Source organism: Alloalcanivorax gelatiniphagus (assembly GCF_005938655.1).
Taxonomy (GTDB): Bacteria; Pseudomonadota; Gammaproteobacteria; order Pseudomonadales; family Alcanivoracaceae; genus Alloalcanivorax; species Alloalcanivorax gelatiniphagus.
Genome location: NZ_VCQT01000022.1, coordinates 44702 through 69076, shown reverse-complemented (window position 1 = coordinate 69076; position 24375 = coordinate 44702). Strand labels below are relative to the sequence as shown.

Sequence of the window (24375 nt, the reverse complement as noted above, 5' to 3'; positions counted from 1 at the left end):
TCAAGAACGTGTGAACGGTTGCGCTAAATTAACAAAATTTAAAAAAGGAGTCGGGCAGGGCGCCCGACTCCGGTCAGTGTTCAGCGTTTCACGGATACGAAGATGGGGTTTGAATAGAACCAAAGATCGTTGAAGTTGCGCGCGTTGATCGCATCGAAACGTGCCGCGTCGTTGCTCAGATCCACCTTGCGGTCCGGCTGCGGTTCGCCGTCCACGGTTTCATCCGCCACATCGGGCGCCAGGTTGGTACCGCGCAAACGCAGGTACTGATCGCCGGTGATCGTCACGCTGTGGGTAAGGGTGGCGAAGCCGTCCTCATCCACGGTCCAGTCGTTGGCATTGAAACGGGCCACCACCCGGGTGCTCGGGTTGGTGGCGTCGGCGTAGTCCGGGTCCTGCGGCGAGGCCGGCGCGGTGACGTCGCCGACGATCAGGTCCACATGGTCCACCACCGGCCGTGCGTTGACCTTGTGGCCGCTTTCCAGCGGGTACTCGTAATGGTTGCTTTCCGGGCTGCGAAAGCGAATGGTCACCCGCACCTGGTCGCCCTGGGACACCGCCAGATCGCCACCCATTACCGCCGTTTCCCCGGCGCCCTCGGCGCGGAAATCCAGCGCGTCGATCAGATCGCCGAACACCCCGAACAGACGGCCGCCGCGCAGCGCCGCGAGTAGGTCGGCCGGCGTGTGGGCATCGTCTTCCAGCCACACATAGGTCTTGGCGTACTCACCGGGCGCATAGCCGCTGCTGTAGCGGCCCTGGGCGGTGGTGAAATGGTAGTCGGAGTTGGCCACCGTCCAGATGCGCCGGCCCTCGCCCAGCAGCGCGTCCCAGGGGCCGCCCAGCTTGGCCACGATGTAGTCGGTGCCGCCGTAGGTGCGCGAAGTCAGATTGGCATCGGTATAGGCTTCCACGTAACCGCCCCGATCCGGCTCCATCTGGTTACCCACCATGCCCTCGATGGCGAAGAAGATGTCCGGCGCCAGATCGTTCATCTCGCGGAGCTGGGCCACCGTGTACTTGTTCATATAGCGGTTCGGATGGTTCAGCAGCATGTAGCTGTCCGGGCGGTTGTCGCGCAACCATTCCAGTGCCTTCAGCGAGTCCGCATGGGTGGAGTAGGCGCGGGTCTGGTCGCTCAGGAAATCCACCAGGTCGGCATCGAACAGGGCCGGGTCCCGGTTGGTGAACATATACTCGAACTCCGCCACCGCCCGCAGGCTGTCATCGCCGTAGGGGTCTTCCAGGCCGATGCCGATGTTCACATGGTCATGGGTGGGCATGTCCCACTCCACCGTGGAGAAAATGGTCTTGCCCTTGTAGCGACCCTCGGCCTGGGCCTGTTCCACATAGGGCTTCTCGTACTCCACCAGTCCCCGGGAAAAAGGAATGCCGCCGCCCTGCAGGCCGGTGCCGGTATGGTCGCGATCGGACATGCGCAGATGATTGGAAAGCGCCATCCAATCCAGGCCGTAGCGGTCCAGCCCATCGTCGAGCACGCTTTCCAGCGACACCTGGGCATCGTTGGACTGATAGGTGTGCACATGCAGATCGCCGTGGGTCCAGCCGCCGGACCGCGCCTCCGGCGGCGCCGGATCGGTCGCCCCCACCGGATCATGGTCGCTATCGCCGCCGCAGGCACTCAAAGCCACCGCGCAGGCCAACAGCGACCAACGCGCACGACGGGAAAAGGGGGAAACAGCGCGAACATTCATGGGTACTTCTCCAGGCAAAAAGGGCCAGCGCCCGATTAGGAAAAAAGCACCATAGGGAGAGAGTGTGACGGGATGGTGACCGGGCGCGATGAGGTGGTGTGGCCGGGGATGTCCGATGGTGATTGGAGGTTGCCGTAGGAGCGACTTCAGTCGCGATGAAGAGAGCTCCGCCGCTGATCGCGACTGAAGTCGCTCCTACGGTTGGGGCCGGGCAACGAAAAAGGGCTTGCCTGGTGGGCAGGTCCTTCTAGTTGGCTCCCTGGAAGGGCCTCACGCGGCCGGCGTCTTGATAGCTTAGCTGTGTAGGAGCGGCTTCAGCCGCGATGCCGATGGCATCCCGCTGATCGCGACTGAAGTCGCACCTACGGTGGGGCCGGGCAACGAAAAAGGGCTTGCCTGGTGGGCAGGTCCTTCTAATTGGCTCCCTGGAAGGGCCTCACGCGGCCGGCGTCTTGATAGCTTAGCTGTGTAGGAGCGGCTTCAGCCGCGATGCCGATGGCATCGCGGTGATCGCGACTGAAGTCGCACCTACGGTTGGGGCCGGGCAACGAAAAAGGGCTTGCCTGGTGGACGGGCCCTTATAATTTGGCTCCCCCGGCCCCGTCGCCTGCATGCGACGGGGCGTTCGCGGGGTGAAAGCGGTGCTTTCACAATTCCCCGCTCACCCTGCTGGGCTACGCCAGGTAAACATTCAGAGCCAAATAAAAAACCCCGTCATCTTTCGATGCCGGGGTTTCCTATTTGGCTCCGCCTGCTGGGCTCGAACCAGCGACCCGCTGATTAACAGTCAGCTGCTCTACCAACTGAGCTAAGGCGGAATAACTTGAGGCGCGTATAGTAGTGGCGACCCCCGGGGTCGTCAACACCCCGGGGACCGTTTGCTGCTTATTTAGACAGCGCCTGCTCGATGCGACGGATCGCCTCTTTCAGGGTGTCCATGCCGGTGGCGAAGGACAGGCGCAGGCAGCCCGGGGCGCCGAAGGCGGAACCGGGTACCAGGGCCACTTCCGCGGTCTCCAGCAGTTTGGCGGCCAGGTCGGTGCAGCTTTCCACCCCGTCCATGGCGGCGATGGCGCCGGAGAAGTCCGGGAAGGCGTAGAAGGTGCCGTCGCCGGCGGCGCAGGTCACGCCCGGCAGCTTGTTGAGAGCGTCCACCACATAGTCGTGACGTTCCTTGAACGCCTTGACCATGTCCTTCACGCACTGCTGGTCGCCGGACAGGGCGGCCTCGGCGGCGGCCTGGCTGATGGAGGCCGGGTTGGAGGTGCTCTGGCTCTGCACCTTCTTCATGGCCGCGATCAGCTTCTGCGGGCCGCCGGCGTAGCCGATCCGCCAGCCGGTCATGGAGTAGGCCTTGGACACGCCGTTCATCACCACGGTGCGGTCATACAGCTCCGGGCAGGCGTTGACGATGTTCACGAACGGCTTGCCGGTCCAAAGGATGTGCTCGTACATGTCGTCGGTGGCGACCACGATGTCCGGGTGCTTCTTGAGCACCTCGCCCAGGGCGGCCAGTTCCTCTTCGGAGTAGGCCATGCCGGACGGGTTGGACGGGCTGTTGATCACGAACAGGCGGGTCTTCGGCGTGATCGCCTTTTCCAGCTGTTCCGGGGTGATCTTGAAGCGGCTGTCCACGTCGGTTTCCAGGATCACCGGCACGCCGCCGGCCACTTTCACCATGTCCGGGTAGCTCACCCAGTAGGGCGCCGGGATGATCGCCTCGTCGCCGTCGTTGAACAGCGCCAGGGCCATGTTGAAGAAGCTCTGCTTGCCGCCGCTGGACACCAGGATCTGGTTGGCCTCGTAGTCCAGGCTGTTCTCGTTCTTGAATTTGGCGATGATGGCCTTCTTCAGGCCGGGAGTGCCGTCCACCGGGGTATACTTGGTTTTACCGGCGTTGATCGCCTCGATGGCGGCCTGTTTGATATGATCCGGGGTATCGAAATCCGGCTCGCCCGCGCCCAGGCCGATGATGTCCTTGCCCTCGGCACGCAGTTCAGCGGCTTTGGAAGTAATCGCCAGCGTCGGGGAAGGCTTGATGCGTTGTACGCGGTCGGAAAGGTTGATATCGGACATGCACTCCTCATCTCTCTAATGAGTTGACGCCCCGGGCGCCATGCCGGGGGCACCCTGGACGGCGCGCCGTGGCGCGGTTCAGGGTAGCCAATACTACCGTATTCAGAGTCTCCCTTGTAGGAGCGGCTTCAGCCGCGAAGGGCATCGCGGCTGAAGCCGCTCCTACAGCAAGGGGGGAGCCACCACCTATCAGGAATCCCATGACGGACACCGCCTTCAAGCTGCATTCGGAGTACCAGCCCGCCGGCGATCAGCCCACCGCCATCGCCAGTCTGGTGGAGGGCATTCACGATGGCCTGGGCCACCAGACCCTGCTCGGCGTGACCGGCTCCGGCAAGACCTTCACCATGGCCAACGTGATCCAGCAGGTCCAGCGGCCCACCATTATCCTGGCGCCCAACAAGACCCTGGCCGCTCAGCTCTACGGGGAGTTCAAGGCGTTCTTCCCGGAGAACGCGGTGGAGTACTTCGTCTCCTACTACGACTACTACCAGCCGGAAGCCTACGTCCCCAGCTCCGACACCTTCATCGAGAAGGACGCCTCGGTGAACGAGCACATCGAGCAGATGCGCCTGTCCGCCACCAAGGCGATCCTGGAGCGCCGCGACACCATCATCGTCGCCACCGTGTCCGCCATCTACGGCCTGGGCGACCCGGCCAGCTACCACGCCATGGTGCTGCACCTGGTGCGCGGCGACCGCATCGACCAGCGCGACCTGCTGCGCCGGCTCGCCGAGCTGCAGTACACCCGAAACGAGATGGACTTCCGCCGCGCCACCTACCGGGTGCGCGGCGACGTCATCGACATCTTCCCGGCGGAGGAAGAGAAAGAGGCGGTGCGCATCGAGCTGTTCGACGACGAGGTCGAGGACATCAGCATCTTCGACCCGCTCACCGGCGAGGTGATCAAGCGGGTGGGGCGCATCACCATCTACCCGAAGAGCCACTACGTGACCCCCCGGGAGACGGTGCTCAAGGCCATCGACCAGATCAAGGTCGAGCTGGACGACCGGCTCAAGACGCTCAAGGACAACAACAAGCTGGTGGAAGCCCAGCGGCTGGAGCAGCGCACCCGCTTCGACATCGAGATGCTGCAGGAGCTGGGCTACTGCAACGGCGTGGAAAACTACTCGCGGCTGTTTTCCGGCCGCCAGCCCGGCGAGGCGCCGCCCACCCTGTTCGACTACCTGCCCGAGGACGCCATGCTGATCGTGGACGAATCCCACGTCACCATTCCCCAGCTCGGCGGCATGTACAAAGGCGACCGCTCGCGCAAGGAAACACTGGTGGAGTTCGGCTTCCGGCTGCCCTCGGCCCTGGACAACCGGCCGCTCAAATTCGAGGAGTGGGAACGGCTGGCGCCGCAGATGGTGTTCGTCTCCGCCACCCCGGGCCCCTATGAACAGAAATTCGCCGGTCAGGTGGTGGAGCAGGTGGTGCGGCCCACCGGCCTGGTGGACCCGGCCATCGAGGTGCGCCCGGCGGGCAGCCAGGTGGACGACCTGCTCGGCGAGGTGCGCGAGTCGGTGCAGAAGGGCGAGCGGGTGCTGGTCACCACGCTCACCAAGCGCATGGCCGAGGACCTCACCGAGTACCTCAACGAGCACGGCGTCAAGGTGCGCTACCTGCACTCCGACATCGACACCGTGGAGCGGGTGGAAATCATCCGCGACCTGCGCCTGGGCAAGTTCGACGTGCTGGTGGGCATCAACCTGCTCCGCGAGGGCCTGGACATGCCGGAGGTGGCCCTGGTGGCGATCCTGGACGCCGACAAGGAAGGCTTCCTGCGCGCCGAGCGCTCGCTGATCCAGACCATCGGTCGGGCGGCGCGCAACCTCAATGGCCGCGCCATCCTCTACGCGGACGAAATCACCGGCTCCATGCGCCGCGCCATGGACGAAACCGAGCGCCGCCGGAACAAGCAGATCGCCCACAACAAGGAACAGGGCATCACCCCCCAGGGGCTCAAGAAAATGGTCCGCGACATCATGGACGACGCCTACACCACCGGCGCCGGCCAGCCGGACCGCAAACGCAACCGCAAGGTGGCGGAGGACAAAGGCAAATACGTGGCCCGCTCCCCGGCGGAAGTGGCCAAGGACATCGAAAAGCTGGAAGCGGAAATGATGGAGCACGCCAAGAACCTGGAGTTCGAACAGGCCGCCGCCGTCCGCGACAAAATCCACCAACTCCGCGAAGAAGGCTTCATGCGCTAGCGGCCGTTGCCGGGGCGTTGCCGGGGTCGGACCCCGGTAAGGGGTTGTTTTTATTGGGTTTAGGGCTGTTTTTTGGGGGAAATTTGGGGCTTAGAGGGCGGTTTTGGGGTGGAAAAAACGGCGATAAGGCGAAGGGGGCTGTATCCTGTGTGCCCTCATTCGTGAAGTAAGGAGTTCCCATGCCCATCGCCATGGTGATGCACGAAGCCGGCGGCCCCGAGGTTCTGAAAGCCGAGCCCATCGAGATCGGCGTCCCCGGGCCCGGTGAGCTGCATCTCAAGCAAACCGCCGTGGGGGTCAACTTCCACGACATCTATGTGCGCTCCGGCCTGTATCAGACCCTGCCGCTGCCCGGCGTGCCCGGCCTGGAAGGGGCCGGCGAGGTGCTGGCGGTGGGCGAGGGCGTGGACCGCTTCCAGGTCGGCGACCGGGTGGCCTACATCGCCCACGGCTACGGCGCCTACGCGGAAGAGCGGTTGATCAAGGCCGACAACGCGGTGCGTCTGCCGGACGGCCTGGACGACACCCTGGTGGCCGGCATGATGGTGCGTGGCCTCACCGCCCGGGTGCTGATGACCGACGTGTTCGCCCTCAAGCCCGGCCACACCCTGCTGGTGCAGGCCGCCGCCGGCGGCGTTGGCCAGTTGCTGTGCCAGTGGGCGCACCACCTGGGCGCCACCGTGATCGGCACCGTGGGCAGCGAGGCCAAGGCCGAGCAGGCCCGCGCCCAGGGCTGCGACCATGTGATTCTCTACCGCGAGCAGGACGTGACGGAAGCGGTCAAGACGATCACCGACGGCCGTGGCGTGCAGGTCGCCTATGACTCCGTGGGCAAGGACACCTTCTACGGTTCCCTGGCCTGTCTGGCCCCGCGCGGCCATCTGGTCAACTTCGGCCAGTCCTCCGGCCCGGTGGAGCCGCTGGCCATGCCGCGCCTGGCCGCGGCCTCGCTCACCGTGACCCGGCCCATGCTCGGCCATTACATCGGCGACCTGGCGCGCCGCGACCAGGTCGCCGCTGAGTTCTTCACCGCCCTCCAGGACGGCACCCTGACCCCCGCCGCCCCGGCGATCTACGACCTCAAGGACGTGGGCCGCGCCCATCAGGACATGGAGGCCCGCAAAACCCACGGCGCCGTGGTGCTGCGGGTGCAATGACCTATCCCGTCCCCGGCGGCCCGGTGGACCGCGAGCTGGAGATCAACAAAAGCCGCTTTATCGCCTGGTTGCGCCCGGTGCGCAGCCGCGCGGAAGGGCAGGCGGTACTCGAGGCGGCCCGCGCCCGCTACCCGGACGCCACCCACCATTGCCACGCCTGGCTGATCGGCGCGCCCAACTCCGGCCACGGCGCCATGAACGACGACGGCGAACCCTCCGGCACCGCCGGCAAGCCGATCTTCAACGTCATCCAGCACAAGGGCGTGGGCGACGTGATGGTGGTGGTGATCCGCTACTTCGGCGGCGTGAAACTCGGTGCCGGCGGGCTGGTACGCGCCTACGCCGGCGCCGCCGAGGCGGTGCTGTCCGCCATGGAGGTGATCGAGCAGGTGCCGGAGTGCACCGTCACCCTGGTGCTGGATTTTGCCCACGAGCAGCCCCTGCGGCATTGGTGCGACCAGCACGACGGCCAGCTCGATGAGATCGACTACGGCGAGCGGGTGCGCGTGCGCCTGACCCTGCCGGAGGCACGGGTGGCGGAGTTGGACGCCTTTTGTGCGGCGCAGGGTATGGATCGCGGTTGAAACCGCTCCTACCGGGTCTCTATCGCGGCCGCCCGCAAATCCCGCCATGGCTTTGACGCAATCGGTCATTGGCGCCAGCGGCCGCAGGCGGCACCCTGGGGGGCGATATCGATGACAACAACAGGAGCCCCCCATGCCCGTGGTCGACCCGGATCCCAAACGCCTGCCGGACATTCTCAAAAGCATTCCCGCCGACACCCCCATCGTCATGCTCAACCTGCTGCGCTTCCGCGACAAAGCCCGCTACAAGGACGGCGAAGCCGATTACGACGGCCGCGAAGCCTACCGCCGCTATTCCAAGGTGGCGTTCCAGAAAGTCCAGGGCGTGGGCGGCGAGATGGTCTGGAGCGGCCACACCCTGGCCGGCGTGATCGCCCCGGAGGACGAGCACTGGGACGAGGTGCTGCTGGTGCGCTACCCGTCGATCCAGGCGTTCGCCACCATGCTGGCGGACCCGGAATACCGGGAAGCGACCAAACATCGCACCGCCGCCCTGGAAGAAGCCCGGCTGATCTGCAACCAGGAGAAATAAACGCGGCTTTCGCGGCTGAAGTCGCTTCTACCATCTCCTATGGGCCGGGGGATCGCGGCTGAAGTCGCTTCTACCATCTCCTATGGGCCGGGGAATCGCGACTGAAGTCGCTCCTACAACATCCTATGAACCGTAGGAGCGACTTCAGTCGCGATCCTGCCCAAACCAAACCGCTATAAGCAAAGAACCAACCGCTGCTTGCAGGTTATAAAAAAACCGCTACCATCCAGCCATTCCCGGACCACCAGACCGCTGGAGCCTTGGCCACCATGACGCCGGATATTCTGTTCACCTCGCTGGTCGTGGTCGCCGTGCTCGGCGCCCTGGCAAGCAACCGGGTGCCCGCCGAAGTGACCATGATGGCCGCCCTGGTGGCGGTGCTGGTGGGCGACGTGATCACGCCGGACCAGGCCCTGGCCGGCTTCGCCAACCCGGGGCTGATGACCGTGGCGGTGCTCTACGTGGTGGCCGCCGCCCTGCGCGACACCGGCGCCATCTACTGGATCGCCCACAAGCTGCTGGGCCAGCCGAAAACCCTGACCGGCAGCCAGACCCGCCTGATCGCCCCCACCGCTCTGCTCAGCGCCTTCCTCAACAACACCACGGTGGTGGCGATGATGATCCCGGCGGTGCAGGAGTGGGCCCAGCGTCTCAAGCTGTCCGCCTCCCAGTTGCTGCTGCCGCTCAGCTACGCGGCCATCCTCGGCGGTACCTGCACCCTGATCGGCACCAGCACCAACCTGGTGGTGGACGGCATGATGCAGCGCCGGGGCCTGGACGGCTTCCATATCTTCGACCTGGCCTGGGTGGGCGTGCCGCTGCTGCTGGCCGGCTCCGTCTTTCTGCTGCTGCTCGGCCGCCGTCTGCTGCCGAACCGGGCCGGCCTGGTGGAGCAGGTGGAACGGGCCCGCGAATACCACGTGGAGATGGTGGTGCCGGAGGGCAGCCCGCTGCACAACAAAACCATCCAGGACGCCGGCCTGCGCAACCTGACCCACGGCTACCTCACCGAAATCCAGCGCGGCGACAAGCTCTACACCGCCGTGGGCCCGGACATGCAGATCCTGGCCGGCGACCAGCTCGCCTTTATCGGCGCCCCGGACTGCGCCCGCGAGCTGCAGCGCATCAACGGCCTGGTGCCGGCCCACGGCGGCGCCCACAAGCTCAAGCTCACCAACCACCAGCGCTGCCTGGTGGAAGTGGTGATCGGCCCGGAATTTCCCGGCCTCAACCACACCGTCAAGGACAGCGCCTTCCGCACCCGCTACCAGGCCGCCATCCTCAGCATCAGCCGGGGCGGGCACCGCCAGCCCGGCAAGGTCGGCGAGCAGGTGCTGCGGGTCGGCGACACCTTGCTGCTGGAAACCGGCCAGACCTTCGTCGAGCAATACCGCTACCGCCGCGACTTCATGCTGGTCAGCCCGCTCAGCGACTCCACCCCGCCGGACTTCAGCCGCGCGCCCCTGGCCACCGCCATCCTGGTGGGCATGGTGGCGATCAACGTGCTGGGCCTGCTGTCGGTGCTGGAAGCCGCCTTTGTCGCCGCCGGCCTGCTGCTCGCCACCCGCTGCGTCACCGTCAACCGCGCGCGCATGAACGTGAGCGTCAACCTGCCGGTGCTGGTGGTGATCGGCGCCGCCTTCGCCCTCGGCACCGCCCTGGAAGAAAGCGGCACCGCCGCCTTCATCGTCAACCAGCTGATGGGCCTGGGCATCGACAGCCCCTGGCTGGCCCTGCTGATGGTCTACCTGATCACCGCCCTGTTCACCGAGGTAATCACCAACAACGCCGCCGCCGTGCTGGTATTCCCCATCGCCACCGGCGTCGCCGACCACCTGGGCGTCTCGCCCATGCCCTACATCGTCGCCGTCATGTTCGCCGCCAGCGCCAGCTTCATGACCCCCCTGGGCTACCAAACCAACCTCATGGTCATGGGCCCCGGCGGCTACCGCTTCACGGATTACCTGCGTATTGGCGTGCCGATGTCGATCCTGGCGGCGGCGGTCACGATGGCTTTGATTCCGGTATTCTGGCCGTTCGGGGTGAGTTGAAAGTTAAAAGTTCAAAGTTAAAAGGGCGGCTTTGTAGCCGGTGGATGGAATCAGGAGGGCAAGGATGCGCTTCGAGGATTTGGAAGTATGGAGACGATCGGCGCGGCTGAGCGCCGATATTTACAGGTATTTTGCGCAGTCCAGGGACTTCGGGTTTCGTGACCAGATTACCCGCAGTGGCTTGTCCGTACCCTGTAATCTCGCTGAGGGCTACGAGCGGCTCTCTACCAGGGACCGGGCACGATTCTGGAGCTATGCCAAAGGCTCCGCGGGCGAACTACGAACGCAAATATACATAGCGAGAGAAATTGAGTATCTGGACACCGAGACGGCGTCCCATTGGTTGCGCGAGGTAAGAGAGATCTCGCGCATGATCCAAAGCCTGATTGCAGGCATCGAACATCGATAGTTGAGAGGGCGCTCCCTTTCAACTTTTAACTTTTAACTTGCAACTGCGAACCGAACGGGAAAGACGATGACCGACACCCCCTACCAACGCCGCAAAAACGACTCCCAAGCCGAAGTCATCTGGCACCAAACCCACATCACCAAGCAGGATCGGGCCGACGCCAAATCCCAAGTGCCGAAGTGCATCTGGCTCACCGGCCTGTCCGGGTCCGGCAAGTCGACGCTGGCCAACGCTTTGGAAGTGGCGCTCACCGAGCAGGGTAAGCACACCTACCTGCTGGACGGCGACAACGTGCGCCACGGGTTGAACAAGAACCTGGGCATGAGCGATGAAGACCGTACCGAAAACATCCGCCGGGTGTCCGAGGTGGCGAAGCTGATGGTGGACGCCGGGCTGGTGGTGGTCACCGCCTTTATCAGCCCGTTCCGCGCCGACCGGGACGCCGCCCGCGCGCTGTTCGAGGACGGCGAGTTCGTGGAAGTGTTCGTCGATGCGCCCCTGGAAAAATGCGAAGAGCGCGACCCCAAGGGCCTGTACAAGAAAGCCCGCGCCGGCGAGATCAAGGAATTCACCGGCATCGACAGCCCCTACGAGGCCCCGGACCGCGCCGAGGTGGTGATCAACACCGCCGAGAACGACATCGAAACCTGCGTCAAACAGCTGATCGCCGCCATCGGCGTGTAAGCCCCATCGCGGCTGAAGCCGCTCCTACATCAGCCGTAGGAGCGGCTTCAGCCGCGATACCCGCACCATCACCCGTCGCCCAGCATCCGCTCCCAGGCGTCCTCTAATTCCCGCACCGCCCGCTCGTCATGGAACAGGGCGCCGTTGTGCTGGCGCAGGGTGTCGCGCCAATGGGCGCGCAGGGCCGGGTCGGTGGCCAGGGCGACGGCCAGGTCCACGTAGTGGTCCGGGTCCCGGGCGATCAGGCCGTTGAGGCCCATGCGGCCATAGAGGCCGGCGGTGAAATGGCCACGCAGCAGGGGCGAGGGCAGGGTGATCAGCGGCAGCGCCAGGCCAAGGGCGTCGTAGCTGGTGTTGGCGCCGCTGTAGTGGGGCGGGTCCAGGACCACGTCCGCCAGGCCGAGCAGGCCCAGGTAACGCTGCCGGGATTGGCGGGGCAGCAGGGTGATACGCTCCGCCAGGGGCCCCAGGCGCCGTTGCAGGCGCCGGCGCAGGGGCGCGGTTTCGGCGCCTTCCTGGCTGCCGATCAGCAGCACCCGGCCGAGCGGGTCGCGCTCCAGAATGGCCGCCACCAGCGGGTCGAAGTCCGGGTGAATCTTGCGCGGGTTCTGTGCGCACAGGTACAGGTTGGCCCGTTCCGGCAGACCAAAATCGCCACGGGTGGGCGGCCGCGACGGCGGCTCCGGGGGCGTGGTCCAGGTGAACATGTTGCCGGGCATGGTGATCAGGTTTTCCCGGTAACGGTGCGCCGCGTCCGCCGGTTCCACCAGATCCGACGACAGGAAGAAATCCATCGCCGGGATGCCGGTGGTCAACGGCCAGGCCCAGCTGGTGTACTGCAGCGGCGCCGGCCGCAGCCACGGCAGGAAGTAGTTGAACGAGTCCGAACCCACCTCCCAGTGATAAAGCAGGTCCAGTCGCGCCGCGCGCAGCTGGGCGGCGGCCTGGTCCACCCGCGGATCGAGCGCCAGCCAGGTGATGCCGTCCTCGCCCAGGGCCGCCCGGGTGCGATCCAGTGCCGGGCGGGTCACCGCCACCACGATCTCGAAGCGTTGCCGGTCGAGGCGCGGCAGCAGGCCCAGCACGCTGCGGATAAAGATGCCCTCGTGGCCGTGATTGACCACCATGCCGATGCGCCGGCGGTCGCCGCCGGTGCGCGCCGCCGGCGGCTGGTAGTCGGGCAGGCGCGGCGCCAGCAGATCCGCGTGGGCGCTTTTCACGGCCAGGTCCGCGCGGCCCTGGTACATCAGGGTGGGCGGCGGCTCGGCGCCGCTGTGATGCAGGTGGGCCGGGTCCAACTGGCCTGGCCGGTCCCGCCAGCGCGCCAGGGTGGCGGCATAGCCGTCCTGCCAGGCGTCGATGGCGGCGTTGTCGTCGAACACGTCTGGGCACAAAAGATCGGCGTGCAGTTCATGCCACCAATGGTCCGGCCGCAGGGCGCTGACGCGCCGGTAACCGGCCGCCGCCGACGCCATCTGTCCCTGGCGCTCATTGGCCACCGCCAGATTCAGATGGGCGTCGGCGTAGTCCGGTGCCAGCGCCAGGGCGTCGCGCAGCGGCGCCGCCGCCTCGGTGGGGCGGCGCAGCAGAATCAGGGCGCTGCCCAGGTTGTTGAGGGTGCGCGGCTGGCGGGCCGGCGGCAGGTGCTGCAGGGCCCGGCGGTAGCTGGCCACCGCCTCTTCGTCCCGGCCGCTGTCGAGCAGGGTGTTACCCTGGTTGTACCAGCCGTCGCCGTGGTCCGGCTGGCGGCGCAGCGCTTCCCGGTACACCGCCAGGGCGTCCTCCAGCCGACCGGCGCCGCGCAGCGCCAGGGCCAGATTAAAGCGCGCCACCGGCAGGTCCGGCAGCCTTGCCACCGCCTTCTCCAGCACCGCCACCGCCTCGTCGAAGCGGCCCAGGCGGCGCAGCAGCTCGCCATGGTTGATTACCGCCGCCGGCACGCCCGGGTGGCGCGCCGCCAGCGGCGCCAGCAGTGCCAGGGCGTCTTCCAGCCGGCCATCGCCGATCAAGGCCAGGGCGCGCTTCAGGGTCTGTTCCGGGTGCTCAGTCATGGGCGGCAACAATACCGTCATTCCGGGCTGGCGGGTAGGTCGGTGGCGCCGCCGGGTCGGAAGAGGGCGGATAAAACCATGGCCGCCATGGCAAGGCCGGCATTAATGAGGGAACCGCGCATTGAAAAACCGGTCCTGAGATTTAACCATAATGACAATGGGTCACTGGCGGCTTGGCTGGGCGATAGCATTTTGGTACTATTGTGCCAATGGCCATTGAAGGTCGGTAATGACCGAAAAATTCAGGGAGGAGAAAGGCATGGCCTACAAGGTCTGGTTTCAGCTTTGTTTCCCACAGGGTGAAGAAGACACCGTGCCCGACGTCAGGCGCTTCGTGGCCGCCCGCGACGACCTGGAGATCGAAGGGGTGAACCGGTTCGGGCGGACTGTCACGGATTACCCCTATCCCGAGGACGGCGGCGGCCTGGGTCAGCCTCGCCGTACCATCATCCCGGACGGCCACGGTGTGGAGGTGGTGTTCCTGGCCCCGGACCAGAAGAATGGCCCCGCGCTGCTGCTGGCGCTTATGCGTGATCTCGGGCGCGCCTTTCCGGATGCCCGCATTAGCGGCGCCATGCGCGATATCTCCGACGAATACGACGAACATGACGAGGACGAGCTGGAATTCACCTCCGAGGAACTCACCCTGGAAATGCAGGCCGGTCGCAACCCCACGCAATAGCGGCGGCAAACGCCACGAATGTAAGCAATAATTTTTCTAAATTGAGTTCGGGTAACCAGAACGTCCACACTCTGCCCCTGAGATGCCGAGAACGCCATTGCCGCTCCGGTTGCCACCGGTTGTCCCGACATGCGGGACGATGGACCGCGCATCACTTCAATGTCATGCTTGCCACACAAACAAATTGCACGGCAGTTGGGCCTTTGCGCGCCAGGCAGTAAAACAATGCCAACAAATTTCAGCGTGAAGAAAGGGGCAAAATGGCCCGTTTCGCGCTAAGCTTCTGCGGCAATTGTGCAGTTAACGGAATCGTTCGGCCCGCCGGACACACCCACTTATGGAAGCAGGGTATGAGTAGCAACGCTTGGTACGTGGTCCAATGCCGCGCCAACCAGAATTTCCGCGCCCAGGAAAACCTGGAAAACCAAGGCTTCACCTGCTTCCAGCCGTGTCTCCGCGTGGAGAAGCTGCGCGCCGGCCGGCGCACCCATCGCACCGAACCCCTGTTCCCCGGTTACCTGTTCGTCCAATTCCAGGATTATGGCCCCAGTTGGCACACCGTGCGCTCCACGCGCGGCGTCAACCGGCTGGTGGCGTTCGGCGATCAGCCGGCCCGGGTGCCCGATAGCGTGGTGGACGCGCTGATCCAGGGGGCCGTCAACGATTCCGACGATGCGGACACCCGTCCGGCGATCCGCGCCGGCGACCGGCTGCGCATCGAAAACGGCCCCTTCGCCAACCTGGAAGCCACCTTCCAGGCCTACGACGGCGAACAGCGGGCCATCGTTCTGCTGGAGATGCTGCACAAACAGCACCGGCTGAACCTGGCCCTGAAAGACGTGCGCCCGCTGGCGGCGCGTCACTGAGGCGCGAACAACGGCGCGGCCACCGCGCCCGAGGCGACAACGGACCGTTCCCGGGGAATTGACGGCAAACCCTGTGGCGGTAGCGTGCCCGGAGCGGCCGATGCCCTGTATGCTTCCGCCGGCACGACATTCGACTGTTTATTTGGAAAGGCCAAGGGATGCGAATCACGATTTTTGGCACCGGTTATGTGGGGTTGGTCACCGGTGCCTGCCTGGCGGACGCCGGGCATGAGGTGCTCTGCGTGGATGTGGACCCCGCCAAAGTGGACGCCCTGAACCGTGGCGAGGTGCCCATTTATGAGCCGGGCCTCGCGCCGTTGGTGGTCCACAACCGGGCTGAGGGCCGCCTGTCCTTCACCAATGACGCCGCTGCTGGCGTGGCCTTCGGCGCCCTGCAGTTCATCGCCGTGGGCACACCGCCGGACGAAGACGGTTCCGCCGATATGCGCTACGTGTTGGAGGTGGCCGCCACCATTGGCCGGCACATGGACGACTACAAACTGGTGGTCAACAAATCCACCGTGCCGGTGGGCACCGCAGACCGGGTGCACGGCGCGCTCGCCGAGGCCCTGGTGGCGAGAGGCGCTCGGATTGACTACGACGTGTGTTCCAATCCGGAGTTCCTCAAAGAAGGCGCCGCCATCGAGGACTTTACCCGTGGTGCGCGCATCGTGGTGGGTACCGACTCCAATCGGGTTCGTGAGCTGATGCGCGAATGCTACGCGCCCTATAGCCGTAATCACGACAAGCTGGTGTTCATGGACGCTCGATCCGCGGAACTGACCAAGTACGCCGCCAACGCCATGCTTGCCACCAAGATCAGCTTTATGAACGAAATGGCCAATCTGGCCGAACGGCTGGGGGCCGACATCGAACAGGTCCGCCTGGGCATCGGCTCCGACCCGCGCATCGGCTACCAATTTATTTATCCAGGCTGTGGTTACGGCGGGTCCTGCTTCCCAAAGGACGTCAAGGCTCTGGAGCGAACCGCCCGGGAGGTGGGCTACCAGGCCCGCATTCTGAGCGCGGTGGAAGCGGTCAATGAGCAACAGAAAAGAACCCTGTTCGACAAGCTGGCGGCGGCCTTCGACGGCGACCTGGCCGGCCGCACCGTGGCGGTCTGGGGACTGGCGTTCAAACCCAGCACCGACGATATGCGTGAAGCTCCCAGCCGTGCGCTGATGGAAGCCGTATGGAGCGCCGGCGGCCGGGTGCGCGCCTACGACCCGGAGGCCGCCGAGGAATGCCGCCGGCTGTACGGCGAGCGGCAGGACCTGACACTGGTGGACCAGCGCTATCAGGCTCTGGAAGGGGCCGATGCCCTGGTGATCTGCACCGAGTGGAAGGAATTCCGGGTGGCCGATTTTGCCACCATCAAGAAAACCCTGGCCCTGCCGATAGTGGTGGATGGTCGCAATCTGTATGAGCCGGCCGCCGTGCGTCAGGCCGGATTGCTCTATTACGCGGTGGGGCGCGGCGAGTCGGTACGTGTCGCAATTCAGTAGCCGGCATGTAGAATGCCTTTTTCGGATATCTACGACAGAACCTAAACGATCTGGTAGCAGGAACGCGCTTGTGGTGAACCCGGGCAACAGATGTAAGGGGGCCTTTGCCCTGATTTTGGGGATGGGCCTGAGCGGCGCCGCGGGCGCCGCCTCCTGGACCGCCCCCTGGGTGGAAACCGGTGACCTGCAGGCCCGCCACCATATTGAAGCGCTGTCCGCCCAGGGCTGTTTCGACGGCCTGACCCTGACCTGGCCGCTCAACTGGTCGGCGGTGGCCCACGGCCTCAACGGCGCCAGCGACGCCTGCCAGGCCACCGAACACGCCGCCTGGCTGCGCGCCCGCCTGGACCGCGCCAAGACCGCCGGCCGCACCGCCACGCTCACCGTCGGCGGCGCCAACGACGAACCCCTGTTCCGCCACTACGGCGACCAGCCCCGGGGCGAGGCCGACGCCTCCGCCGCGGTGAGCGTCACCGGCCGCCGCTTCGCCGCCCGGGTGCGCGCCCAATACGTGGACAACGACCGGGAAGACCGGGAAGCCCGCCTGGACGGCAGCTACGTGGCCGGCCGCTTCGGCAACTGGCAGCTCGGCGCCGGTGCCATCGACCGCTGGTGGGGCCCGGGCTGGCACAGCTCCCTGGCGCTGTCCAACAACGCCCGCCCGGTCACCGGCCTGTGGTTCGGCCGGCAAACCCCCTACGCGCCGCGCTCCCGCTGGCTGTCCTGGATCGGCCCCTGGGACTTCCAGGGCTTCGCCGGCCAGCTGGAGCAGGACCGGGCGGTACCCGACGCCAAACTGATCGGCGGCCGCTTCACCTTCCGCCCGGCGAATTTTCTGCAGATCGGCCTGACCCGGCTGTTCCAGTGGGGTGGGGAAGGGCGCCCGGACGGCCTGGATTCATTCAAGGACGCGCTGATCGGCAAGGACAACGGCCAGAGCACCGGCTTCGCCGAGGAAGACGACCCCAGCAACCAGGTGGCCGGTCTCGATTTCCGCGCCAGCTTCCCGGTGTTCGGCGTGCCCACCGGCCTGTACGGCCAGGCCATGGGCGAGGACGAGGCCGGCGGCCTGCCGTCCAAGTTCTCCACCCTGGCGGGCCTGGACCTGCTCACCGGCCTGGGCGAGGGCCACCAGCGGTTCTTCCTGGAAGCCTCGGACACCGTGGCCGGCCGCACCTTCAGCGACGCCCGCTACAACACCGCCTACGAGCACAGCACCTATCAAAGCGGCTTCCGCTATTACGGCCGTAATCTGGCCACCACCTTCGAAGGGGACGCCCGCACCCTGACGCTGGGGCTGCAGCAGTTCTTCCGCAACGGCTGGGTGGCCACCGCCGCGCTCACCAACGCCACCCTCAACGCCGGCGGCGGCAAACGGGCGGTGGTCGCGGAGGGCGGCGCCGAGATCCTGCAGGCGGTGGACGAACAGGACGTGGTGGTCGCCGAGCTGCGCCTGGAGCATGGCCTGCTGGGCGGACGCATGACCTGGGCCCTGGCCGCCAGTGACGACCCCATCGACACCTTCGACGGCGAACGCGAGCGGGTCACCGCCATGGCCCAATGGCAACGCAGCTTCGCCTGGTAAAAAAGACAACGAACGGAGTGATTCAGGGAACATGAACGCATTACGGTTACTCTCCGCCGCGCTGCCGGTGCTTTTGTTGGGCGGCTGCACGGTGGTGCCCGGGTCCCACCATTCCGAGTCCCCCGGCTGGTTCGCCGAGGACGACGGCGCCGACGCCGAGGCGCTGCCGGACATCATCCGCGTGCACCAGATCAGCACCGCCATCCTCAATGACCCCAAAACCGACACCGCCATCGGCACCCCGGAAGGGCTGGAATCGGTGTCCGAGGACTACGACTACGAAGTGGGCCCCGGCGACGTGCTCAACGTCACCGTCTGGGACCACCCGGAGCTGACCATCCCCGCCGGCTCCCAGCGCAGCTCCACGGAATCCGGCAACTGGGTGCACAACGACGGCACCATCTTCTACCCCTATGTGGGCACCGTGGAGGTGGCCGGCCTGAACGTGAACGAAATCCGCGCCATGATCACCCGACGCCTGGGCCAGTACATCGAGAACCCCCAGGTGGACGTGACCGTGGCCGCCTTCCGCAGCAAGAAGGTCTACGTCACCGGCTCCGTGGGCCAGCCCGGTACCTACCCGATCACCAATATTCCCCTGCGCCTGGTGGACGCCATCAGCGCCGCCGGCGGCATCAGCGAAACCGCCGATTGGTCCAACGTGCTGCTGACCCGGGACGGTCGCGACTACAGCCTGTCCCTGCGCAACATCTACCAGGACGGCAACGCGGCGCAGAACATCCTGCTGCAGCCCGGTGACGTGATCAACGTGGCCCGCGCGGAAGAGAACAAGGTGTTCGTGCTCGGCGAGGTGATGCGCCCCTCCAGCCTGCCCATGGGCCGCAACGGCATGACCCTGGCCGAGGCCCTGTCCGAAAAGGGCGGCCTGGACCCGCGCTCCTCCGACGCCTCCGGGGTGTTCGTGTTCCGCAAGGCGCCGGCCGGCGCCGACCACGGCATCGACGTCTACCAGCTTAACGCCAAGGACGCCGCCGCCCTGGTGCTGGCGGACAGTTTCACCCTGCAGTCCCGCGACATCGTCTACGTCACCGCCGCGCCGCTGGCCCGCTGGAACCGGGTGCTCAGTTTGCTTGTGCCGACGGCAAGCGCTCTTTATCTCGGGAGTCAGGCCGAAGACGAGCTGAGGGATAATTGATTGTTTAAGCATGTGCTGGTGGTCTGCGACGGCAATATCTGTCGCAGCCCCACCGCCGCTGGCCTGCTGGCCGCGCACAAGCCCGGGGTGGAGGTCACCTCCGCCGGCCTGGTGGGCCTGGAAGGCCACGGCATGGACGCCACCGCCCTGGCGGTGGCCGAGGCCCACGGCATGCAGGGCGGCGACCAGCACCGGGCGCGCAAACTCACCGGCGAACTGTGCCGCCTGGCGGACCTGATCCTGGTGATGGAAGGCCGCCAGCGCGAGCGCATCATCCAGCGCTTTCCGGAGGCCAGTGGCAAGACCATGCTGCTGACCCACTGGACCGGCGGCCGCGACATTCCCGACCCGTTCCGCCAGTCCCGGGAAGTCCACGAACGCATCCATCCCATGATCCGCGACGCGGTGGCCGCCTGGGCCGCCAAACTCTAGAAAAAGGAAAACGCAGGAATGACCGACCAGCACGCTTCTCGGGGACGCCCGGCCACCACGGACGACGACATCGATCTGCAGCGCCTGTGGGCGCTGCTGGTGGATGGCCGCTGGCTGATCCTGGGGGCGGCGCTGCTGGCCTTCGTGCTGGGGCTGGTCTATGTGCAGATGGCAGTGCCCATCTACAAGGCGGAGGGCCTGCTGCAGATCGAAAAGAAGCAGGGCGGCATGCTCGGCCTGGACCAGCTGGACCGGGCCCTGGGCGGCGCGGAATCGTCCACCGCGGCGGAAATCGCCATCCTGCGCTCGCGCATGGTGCTGGGCGAGGTGGTGGACCAGCTGCGCCTGGACACCCGCATCGCCCCCCAGCCCCTGCCGCTGATTGGCCGATTCCAGTTCGCCCCGGGCGTGGTGGACGACGCCGGCCGGGCGGTGCCCGCCAGCGTGCGCGACGGCGACGCCACCGTGGTGGTGGCGGAATTCCAGGTGCCGGAGGCCTACCGGGGCCGCACCTTCGAGCTGCGCCCCGGTGACGGCGGCCAGCCGGCCCTGTACCTGGGCGACCGGCTGATCGCCAGCAGCCCCGCCGACCAGCCGCTCACCGGCGAGGACGGCCAGGTGGTGCTGCGCCTGTCCACCTGGGAGCCCGCCGGCGAGACCTTCAACCTGACCCGCCTGTCCATGCTGTCCGCCGTCAATAGCATCCGTGGCAGCCTGACCGTGGAAGAGCAGGGCCGCGACACCGGCATGCTCAATATCAGCCTCACCGGCCCGGACCCGGCCCGCGCCCGCGCCATTCTCGATGCCATCAGCGAAGCCTACCTGATGCAGAACGTGAAGCGTCAGGCGGCGGAAGCGGAAAACAGCCTGGAGTTTCTCAACGAGCAGCTTCCCGAGGTGCGCGACACCCTCAACGAGGCCGAGGAAAAGCTGAACGCCTACCGGTCTAACAGCGACTCCGTGGACATCGACATGGAGACCCAGTCCCTGCTCGGCCGGCTGGTGGACATGGACGCCAAGCTCAACGACCTGAAGATCAAGGAAAGCGAGGTGGCCGCCCGCTACACCAAGGAACACCCGGCCTACCGTACCCTGCTGGAACAGCGCCGCTCCCTGGAAGCCCAGAAGGCACGGCTCAACGATCAGATCGGCGATCTGCCGGAGACCCAGCAGGAAATCCTGCGCCTGATGCGCGACGTGGAAGTGGACCAGCAGCTCTATGTGAGCCTGCTTAACCGGGCCCAGGAGCTGCGTATTCTCAAGGCCAGCACCGTGGGCAATGTGCGCATTATCGACGACGCCGTGGTCTACCCCGGCGCGGTGGCGCCCAAGAAGCGCCTGATTCTGGCGCTGTGCACCGGCCTGGGCTTTTTGCTCACCGCCGCCGTGGTGCTGGCCGCCGGCCTGCTGCGCCGGGGCATCGAATCCCCGGATGAGCTGGAGGAACTGGGCATCCCGGTGTACGCCGCCGTACCGCTCTCCGAGGAGCAGGCCCGCCGCGACCGGGTGGCCGACATGCTGCGCCGCCGCAAACGCCGCGCCCATGGCGAGCCCGCGCCGCTGCTGGCGGTGAACGACCCCGGCGACCTGGCGGTGGAGGCCCTGCGCAGTCTGCGCACCAGCCTGCACTTCGCCACCATGGAAGCCAGCAACAAGGTGCTGATGATCTCCGGCCCCAGCCCGGAAGTGGGCAAGTCCTTTATCACCGCCAACCTGGCCACGGTACTGGCCCAGGTGGGCCAGAAGGTGGCGGTGGTGGACGCGGACATGCGCAAGGGCCATCTGCACCGCTACTTCGGCCTCAACGGCCAGCAGGGGCTGTCCACGATCCTGTCCGGCCAGGCCGACCTGGACGCGGTGATGGCGGGCACCGACATCGACAACCTGGACTTCCTGCCCCGGGGCCAGGTGCCGCCCAACCCCTCCGAGCTGCTGATGCACCCGCGCTTCCAGCAACTGATGGAAGAGCTGTCGCAACGCTACGACCTGGTGCTGGTGGACACCCCGCCGGTGCTGGCGGTGACCGATGCCTCCATTATCGGCCAGCTGGCCGGCACCAGCCTGCTGGTGGCCCGCTTCGGCCAGAACTCGGTAAAGGAAGTGGATGTATCCATCAACCGCTTCGACCAGAACAAAGTGGAAATCAAAGGCGTGATCCTCAACTGCATCGAACGCCGCGCCTCCAACGAATACGGCTACTACGCCTACAAGTACGACAGCAAGGATTAACCTCAAGGAAGCCCACATGGACAACCTCAAACTGGCCGTGGTCGGCCTCGGCTACGTCGGCCTGCCCCTGGCCGTGGAATTCGGTAAACACCGCCCGGTGGTGGGGTTCGACATCAACGCCCGGCGCATTCGCGCCCTGCAGGACGGCCACGACAGCACCCTGGAAGTGTCCGATGAAGAACTGGCGGAAGCCGGCGGCCTGACCTTCAGCGCCGATACCGACGACCTCAAGGACTGCAACGTCTACATCGTCACCGTGCCCACCCCCATCGACGGGCACCGCCGCCCGGATCTGACGCCGCTGATCCGCGCCTCCGAGACCATCGGCAAGACGCTCAAGAAAGGCGACATCGTGGTCTACGAGTCCACCGTCTACCCCGGCGCCACCGAGGAAGACTGCGTGCCGGTGCTGGAGCGGGTCTCCGGCCTGACCTTCAACCAGGACTTCTTCGCCGGCTACAGCCCGGAGCGCATCAACCCGGGCGACAAGGAACACCGGGTCACCACCATCAAGAAGGTGACCGCCGGCTCCACCCCGGAAGTGGCGGACACTGTCAACGACCTGTACGCCTCCATCGTCACCGCCGGCACCCACAAAGCCTCGTCCATCAAGGTGGCGGAAGCGGCCAAGGTGATCGAGAACACCCAGCGCGACCTGAACATCGCCCTGATCAATGAGCTGTCGATGATCTTCAACCGCCTGGACATCGACACCCAGGAAGTGCTGGAAGCCGCCGGCACCAAGTGGAACTTCCTGCCGTTCCGGCCCGGCCTGGTGGGCGGCCACTGCATCGGCGTGGACCCCTACTACCTGACCCACAAGGCCGAGGCCATCGGCTACCACCCCCAGGTGATCCTCTCCGGCCGGCGCATCAACGACGGCATGGGCCGCTACGTGGCCAGCCAGCTGGTCAAAGCGCTGCTGGCCCGCTGCATCCAGGTGAACGGCGCCCGGGTACTGGTAATGGGTCTTACCTTCAAGGAAAACTGCCCGGACCTGCGCAACACCCGGGTGGTGGACGTGGTCAACGAATTGGCGGAATACAATGTGCGGGTGGACGTGTACGACCCCTGGATCAACCCGGACGAGGCCCACCACGAATACGGCATCCAGCCCATCGAGGCCCCCCGGGACGGGGACTACGACGGCATCGTGCTGGCCGTGGGCCACCACCAGTTCAAGGACATGGGCGCCGAGGCTATCCGCCGCCTGGGCCGCGACGACCATGTGCTCTACGACCTGAAGTACATCCTGCCCAAGGAAGCGGTGGATCTCCGCCTCTAACTCCTCCGCTCTTACCCCTCCCTCATGTAGGAGCGGTTTCAACCGCGAAAATACCCTCCCTCAACGGAGCCCTAATCCCCGTATGAGCAAATACGAACAAGTCAAAACCGACCTCCAAGCCAACCCCAAAACCTGGCTGATCACCGGCGTGGCCGGTTTTATCGGCTCCAACCTGTTGGAGACGCTGCTGGGCCTGGGCCAGACCGTGGTCGGCCTGGACAACTTCGCCACCGGCCACCAGCACAACCTGGATGAGGTGCGGGAAAACGTGGGCGAGGACGCCTGGCAGCGCTTCAGCTTTATCGATGGGGATATCCGTGACCTGGACACCTGCCGCCTGGCGGTACGCGGCACCGACCACGTGCTGCACCAGGCCGCCCTGGGCTCGGTGCCGCGATCCATCGCCGACCCTATCGCCACCAACCAAGCCAATATCGATGGCTTCCTGAACATGCTGGTGGCGGCCAAGGACGAGGAGGTGGGCAGCTTCACCTACGCCGCCTCCAGCTCCACCTACGGCGACCACCCGGACCTGCCCAAGGTGGAAGACAAGATCGGTAACCCGCTCTCGCCCTACGCGGTGACCAAGTACGTCAATGAGCTGTACGCCGGCGTCTTCGCCCGTACCTACGGCTTCAAGACCATCGGCCTGCGCTATTTCAACGTGTTCGGGCCGCGCCAGGACCCCAACGGCGCCTACGCGGCGGTGATTCCCAAATGGACGGCGGCGATGATTAAAGGGGATGAGGTATTCATCAACGGCGACGGTGAAACCAGCCGGGATTTTTGCTTCATCGAAAACGTCGTGCAGGTCAATCTTCTCGCTGCCACTGCTCGGAAAGAAGCCAAGAACCAGGTTTACAACGTGGCAGTGGGTGACAGAACCACTCTCAACAACCTGTTCAATGCTTTGAAACGTGCATTGGAAGACTGCGGCATTGAAATTGATACCTTCCCAAAATATATGGACTTTCGTGCTGCGGATGTTCGTCATTCCCAAGCTGATATTGAGAAAGCCAAACTACTTTTAGGTTACGAGCCCCAATTTCGAATTGATGAAGGCATCAATAAGTCTGTTTATTGGTACATGGAATTTGGAAAGAATGAAGAACGGCGGCCTCGAAACTGTATTTAGGCTCGAATGTATAAATAGTTGATGG

The 24375-nt window shown here is 65.5% G+C and carries 19 protein-coding genes and 1 tRNA gene; 16 read left to right on the top strand and 4 right to left on the bottom strand.

Annotated features, from left to right (window positions below; all coding sequences use genetic code 11):
• Window positions 1-80: 80 nt before the first annotated feature.
• The 3 genes from FGS76_RS05855 to FGS76_RS05845 all read right to left on the bottom strand — a co-directional run bounded on the left by FGS76_RS05855 (window position 81) and on the right by FGS76_RS05845 (window position 3791).
• Complete coding sequence (locus FGS76_RS05855) at window positions 81-1715, bottom strand: S-layer protein (RefSeq protein WP_138771695.1); 1635 nt, start codon at window positions 1713-1715, stop codon at window positions 81-83.
• A gap of 742 nt (window positions 1716-2457) precedes the next feature.
• Window positions 2458-2533: transfer RNA gene (locus tag FGS76_RS05850), tRNA-Asn, on the bottom strand.
• A 67-nt stretch (window positions 2534-2600) separates the two neighbouring features.
• On the bottom strand, window positions 2601-3791 hold the full coding sequence (locus FGS76_RS05845) for a pyridoxal phosphate-dependent aminotransferase (RefSeq protein ID WP_138771694.1): 1191 nt from the start codon (window positions 3789-3791) through the stop codon (window positions 2601-2603).
• A gap of 200 nt (window positions 3792-3991) precedes the next feature.
• On the opposite strand from FGS76_RS05845, the gene uvrB reads away from it, so the two are divergent.
• The 7 genes from uvrB (at window position 3992) to cysC (ending at window position 11424) form a co-directional block, all read left to right on the top strand.
• Window positions 3992-6007 carry an excinuclease ABC subunit UvrB gene (gene uvrB, locus FGS76_RS05840; protein WP_138771693.1) on the top strand — a complete coding sequence of 672 codons (2016 nt, stop codon included), beginning with the start codon at window positions 3992-3994 and terminating at the stop codon, window positions 6005-6007.
• A gap of 179 nt (window positions 6008-6186) precedes the next feature.
• The gene (locus FGS76_RS05835; protein ID WP_138771692.1) at window positions 6187-7164 is read left to right on the top strand and encodes a quinone oxidoreductase family protein; all 978 of its coding nucleotides are present in this window, start codon (window positions 6187-6189) and stop codon (window positions 7162-7164) included.
• Complete coding sequence (locus tag FGS76_RS05830) at window positions 7161-7748, top strand: IMPACT family protein (protein ID WP_138771691.1); 588 nt, start codon at window positions 7161-7163, stop codon at window positions 7746-7748. Before FGS76_RS05835 ends, FGS76_RS05830 begins: the two co-directional genes overlap by 4 nt.
• 133 nt (window positions 7749-7881) lie before the next feature.
• Window positions 7882-8280, top strand: coding sequence for a DUF1330 domain-containing protein (locus FGS76_RS05825; RefSeq protein WP_138771690.1), 399 nt, complete (start codon window positions 7882-7884; stop codon window positions 8278-8280).
• A 269-nt stretch (window positions 8281-8549) separates the two neighbouring features.
• Window positions 8550-10331 carry an SLC13 family permease gene (locus FGS76_RS05820; protein WP_138771689.1) on the top strand — a complete coding sequence of 594 codons (1782 nt, stop codon included), beginning with the start codon at window positions 8550-8552 and terminating at the stop codon, window positions 10329-10331.
• Between the two features lie 64 nt (window positions 10332-10395).
• Window positions 10396-10740 (top strand): four helix bundle protein, encoded by a 345-nt coding sequence (locus FGS76_RS05815; RefSeq protein ID WP_138771688.1) that lies wholly within the window; start codon window positions 10396-10398, stop codon window positions 10738-10740.
• A 66-nt stretch (window positions 10741-10806) separates the two neighbouring features.
• Entirely contained in the window at window positions 10807-11424 is a 618-nt protein-coding gene (gene cysC / locus FGS76_RS05810) for an adenylyl-sulfate kinase (RefSeq protein WP_138771687.1), read from the top strand.
• 68 nt (window positions 11425-11492) lie between these two features.
• Here cysC and FGS76_RS05805 read toward each other — a convergent pair whose 3' ends face one another.
• Window positions 11493-13475 carry an O-linked N-acetylglucosamine transferase, SPINDLY family protein gene (locus FGS76_RS05805; RefSeq protein ID WP_170214411.1) on the bottom strand — a complete coding sequence of 661 codons (1983 nt, stop codon included), beginning with the start codon at window positions 13473-13475 and terminating at the stop codon, window positions 11493-11495.
• A 229-nt stretch (window positions 13476-13704) separates the two neighbouring features.
• Between FGS76_RS05805 and FGS76_RS05800 the strand changes: the two genes are divergently transcribed.
• The 9 genes from FGS76_RS05800 to FGS76_RS05760 all read left to right on the top strand — a co-directional run bounded on the left by FGS76_RS05800 (window position 13705) and on the right by FGS76_RS05760 (window position 24350).
• On the top strand, window positions 13705-14157 hold the full coding sequence (locus tag FGS76_RS05800; protein WP_170214410.1) for a hypothetical protein: 453 nt from the start codon (window positions 13705-13707) through the stop codon (window positions 14155-14157).
• 350 nt (window positions 14158-14507) lie between these two features.
• Window positions 14508-15023: a transcription/translation regulatory transformer protein RfaH gene (gene rfaH / locus FGS76_RS05795; protein ID WP_170214409.1), complete on the top strand. Its 516-nt coding sequence runs from the start codon at window positions 14508-14510 to the stop codon at window positions 15021-15023.
• Window positions 15024-15181: 158 nt separating this feature from the next.
• The gene (locus tag FGS76_RS05790) at window positions 15182-16528 is read left to right on the top strand and encodes a UDP-glucose dehydrogenase family protein (protein WP_138771683.1); all 1347 of its coding nucleotides are present in this window, start codon (window positions 15182-15184) and stop codon (window positions 16526-16528) included.
• Window positions 16529-16649: 121 nt separating this feature from the next.
• Complete coding sequence (locus FGS76_RS05785) at window positions 16650-18113, top strand: capsule assembly Wzi family protein (protein ID WP_138771682.1); 1464 nt, start codon at window positions 16650-16652, stop codon at window positions 18111-18113.
• Window positions 18114-18144: 31 nt separating this feature from the next.
• The gene (locus tag FGS76_RS05780) at window positions 18145-19269 is read left to right on the top strand and encodes a polysaccharide export protein (RefSeq protein ID WP_138771681.1); all 1125 of its coding nucleotides are present in this window, start codon (window positions 18145-18147) and stop codon (window positions 19267-19269) included.
• Complete coding sequence (locus FGS76_RS05775) at window positions 19270-19701, top strand: low molecular weight protein-tyrosine-phosphatase (RefSeq protein ID WP_138771680.1); 432 nt, start codon at window positions 19270-19272, stop codon at window positions 19699-19701.
• An 18-nt stretch (window positions 19702-19719) separates the two neighbouring features.
• Complete coding sequence (locus FGS76_RS05770; protein ID WP_138771679.1) at window positions 19720-21930, top strand: polysaccharide biosynthesis tyrosine autokinase; 2211 nt, start codon at window positions 19720-19722, stop codon at window positions 21928-21930.
• Window positions 21931-21946: 16 nt separating this feature from the next.
• Window positions 21947-23215: a Vi polysaccharide biosynthesis UDP-N-acetylglucosamine C-6 dehydrogenase TviB gene (gene tviB, locus FGS76_RS05765; protein ID WP_138771678.1), complete on the top strand. Its 1269-nt coding sequence runs from the start codon at window positions 21947-21949 to the stop codon at window positions 23213-23215.
• Window positions 23216-23297: 82 nt separating this feature from the next.
• Window positions 23298-24350 (top strand): NAD-dependent epimerase/dehydratase family protein, encoded by a 1053-nt coding sequence (locus FGS76_RS05760; protein WP_138771677.1) that lies wholly within the window; start codon window positions 23298-23300, stop codon window positions 24348-24350.
• Window positions 24351-24375 lie beyond the last annotated feature (25 nt).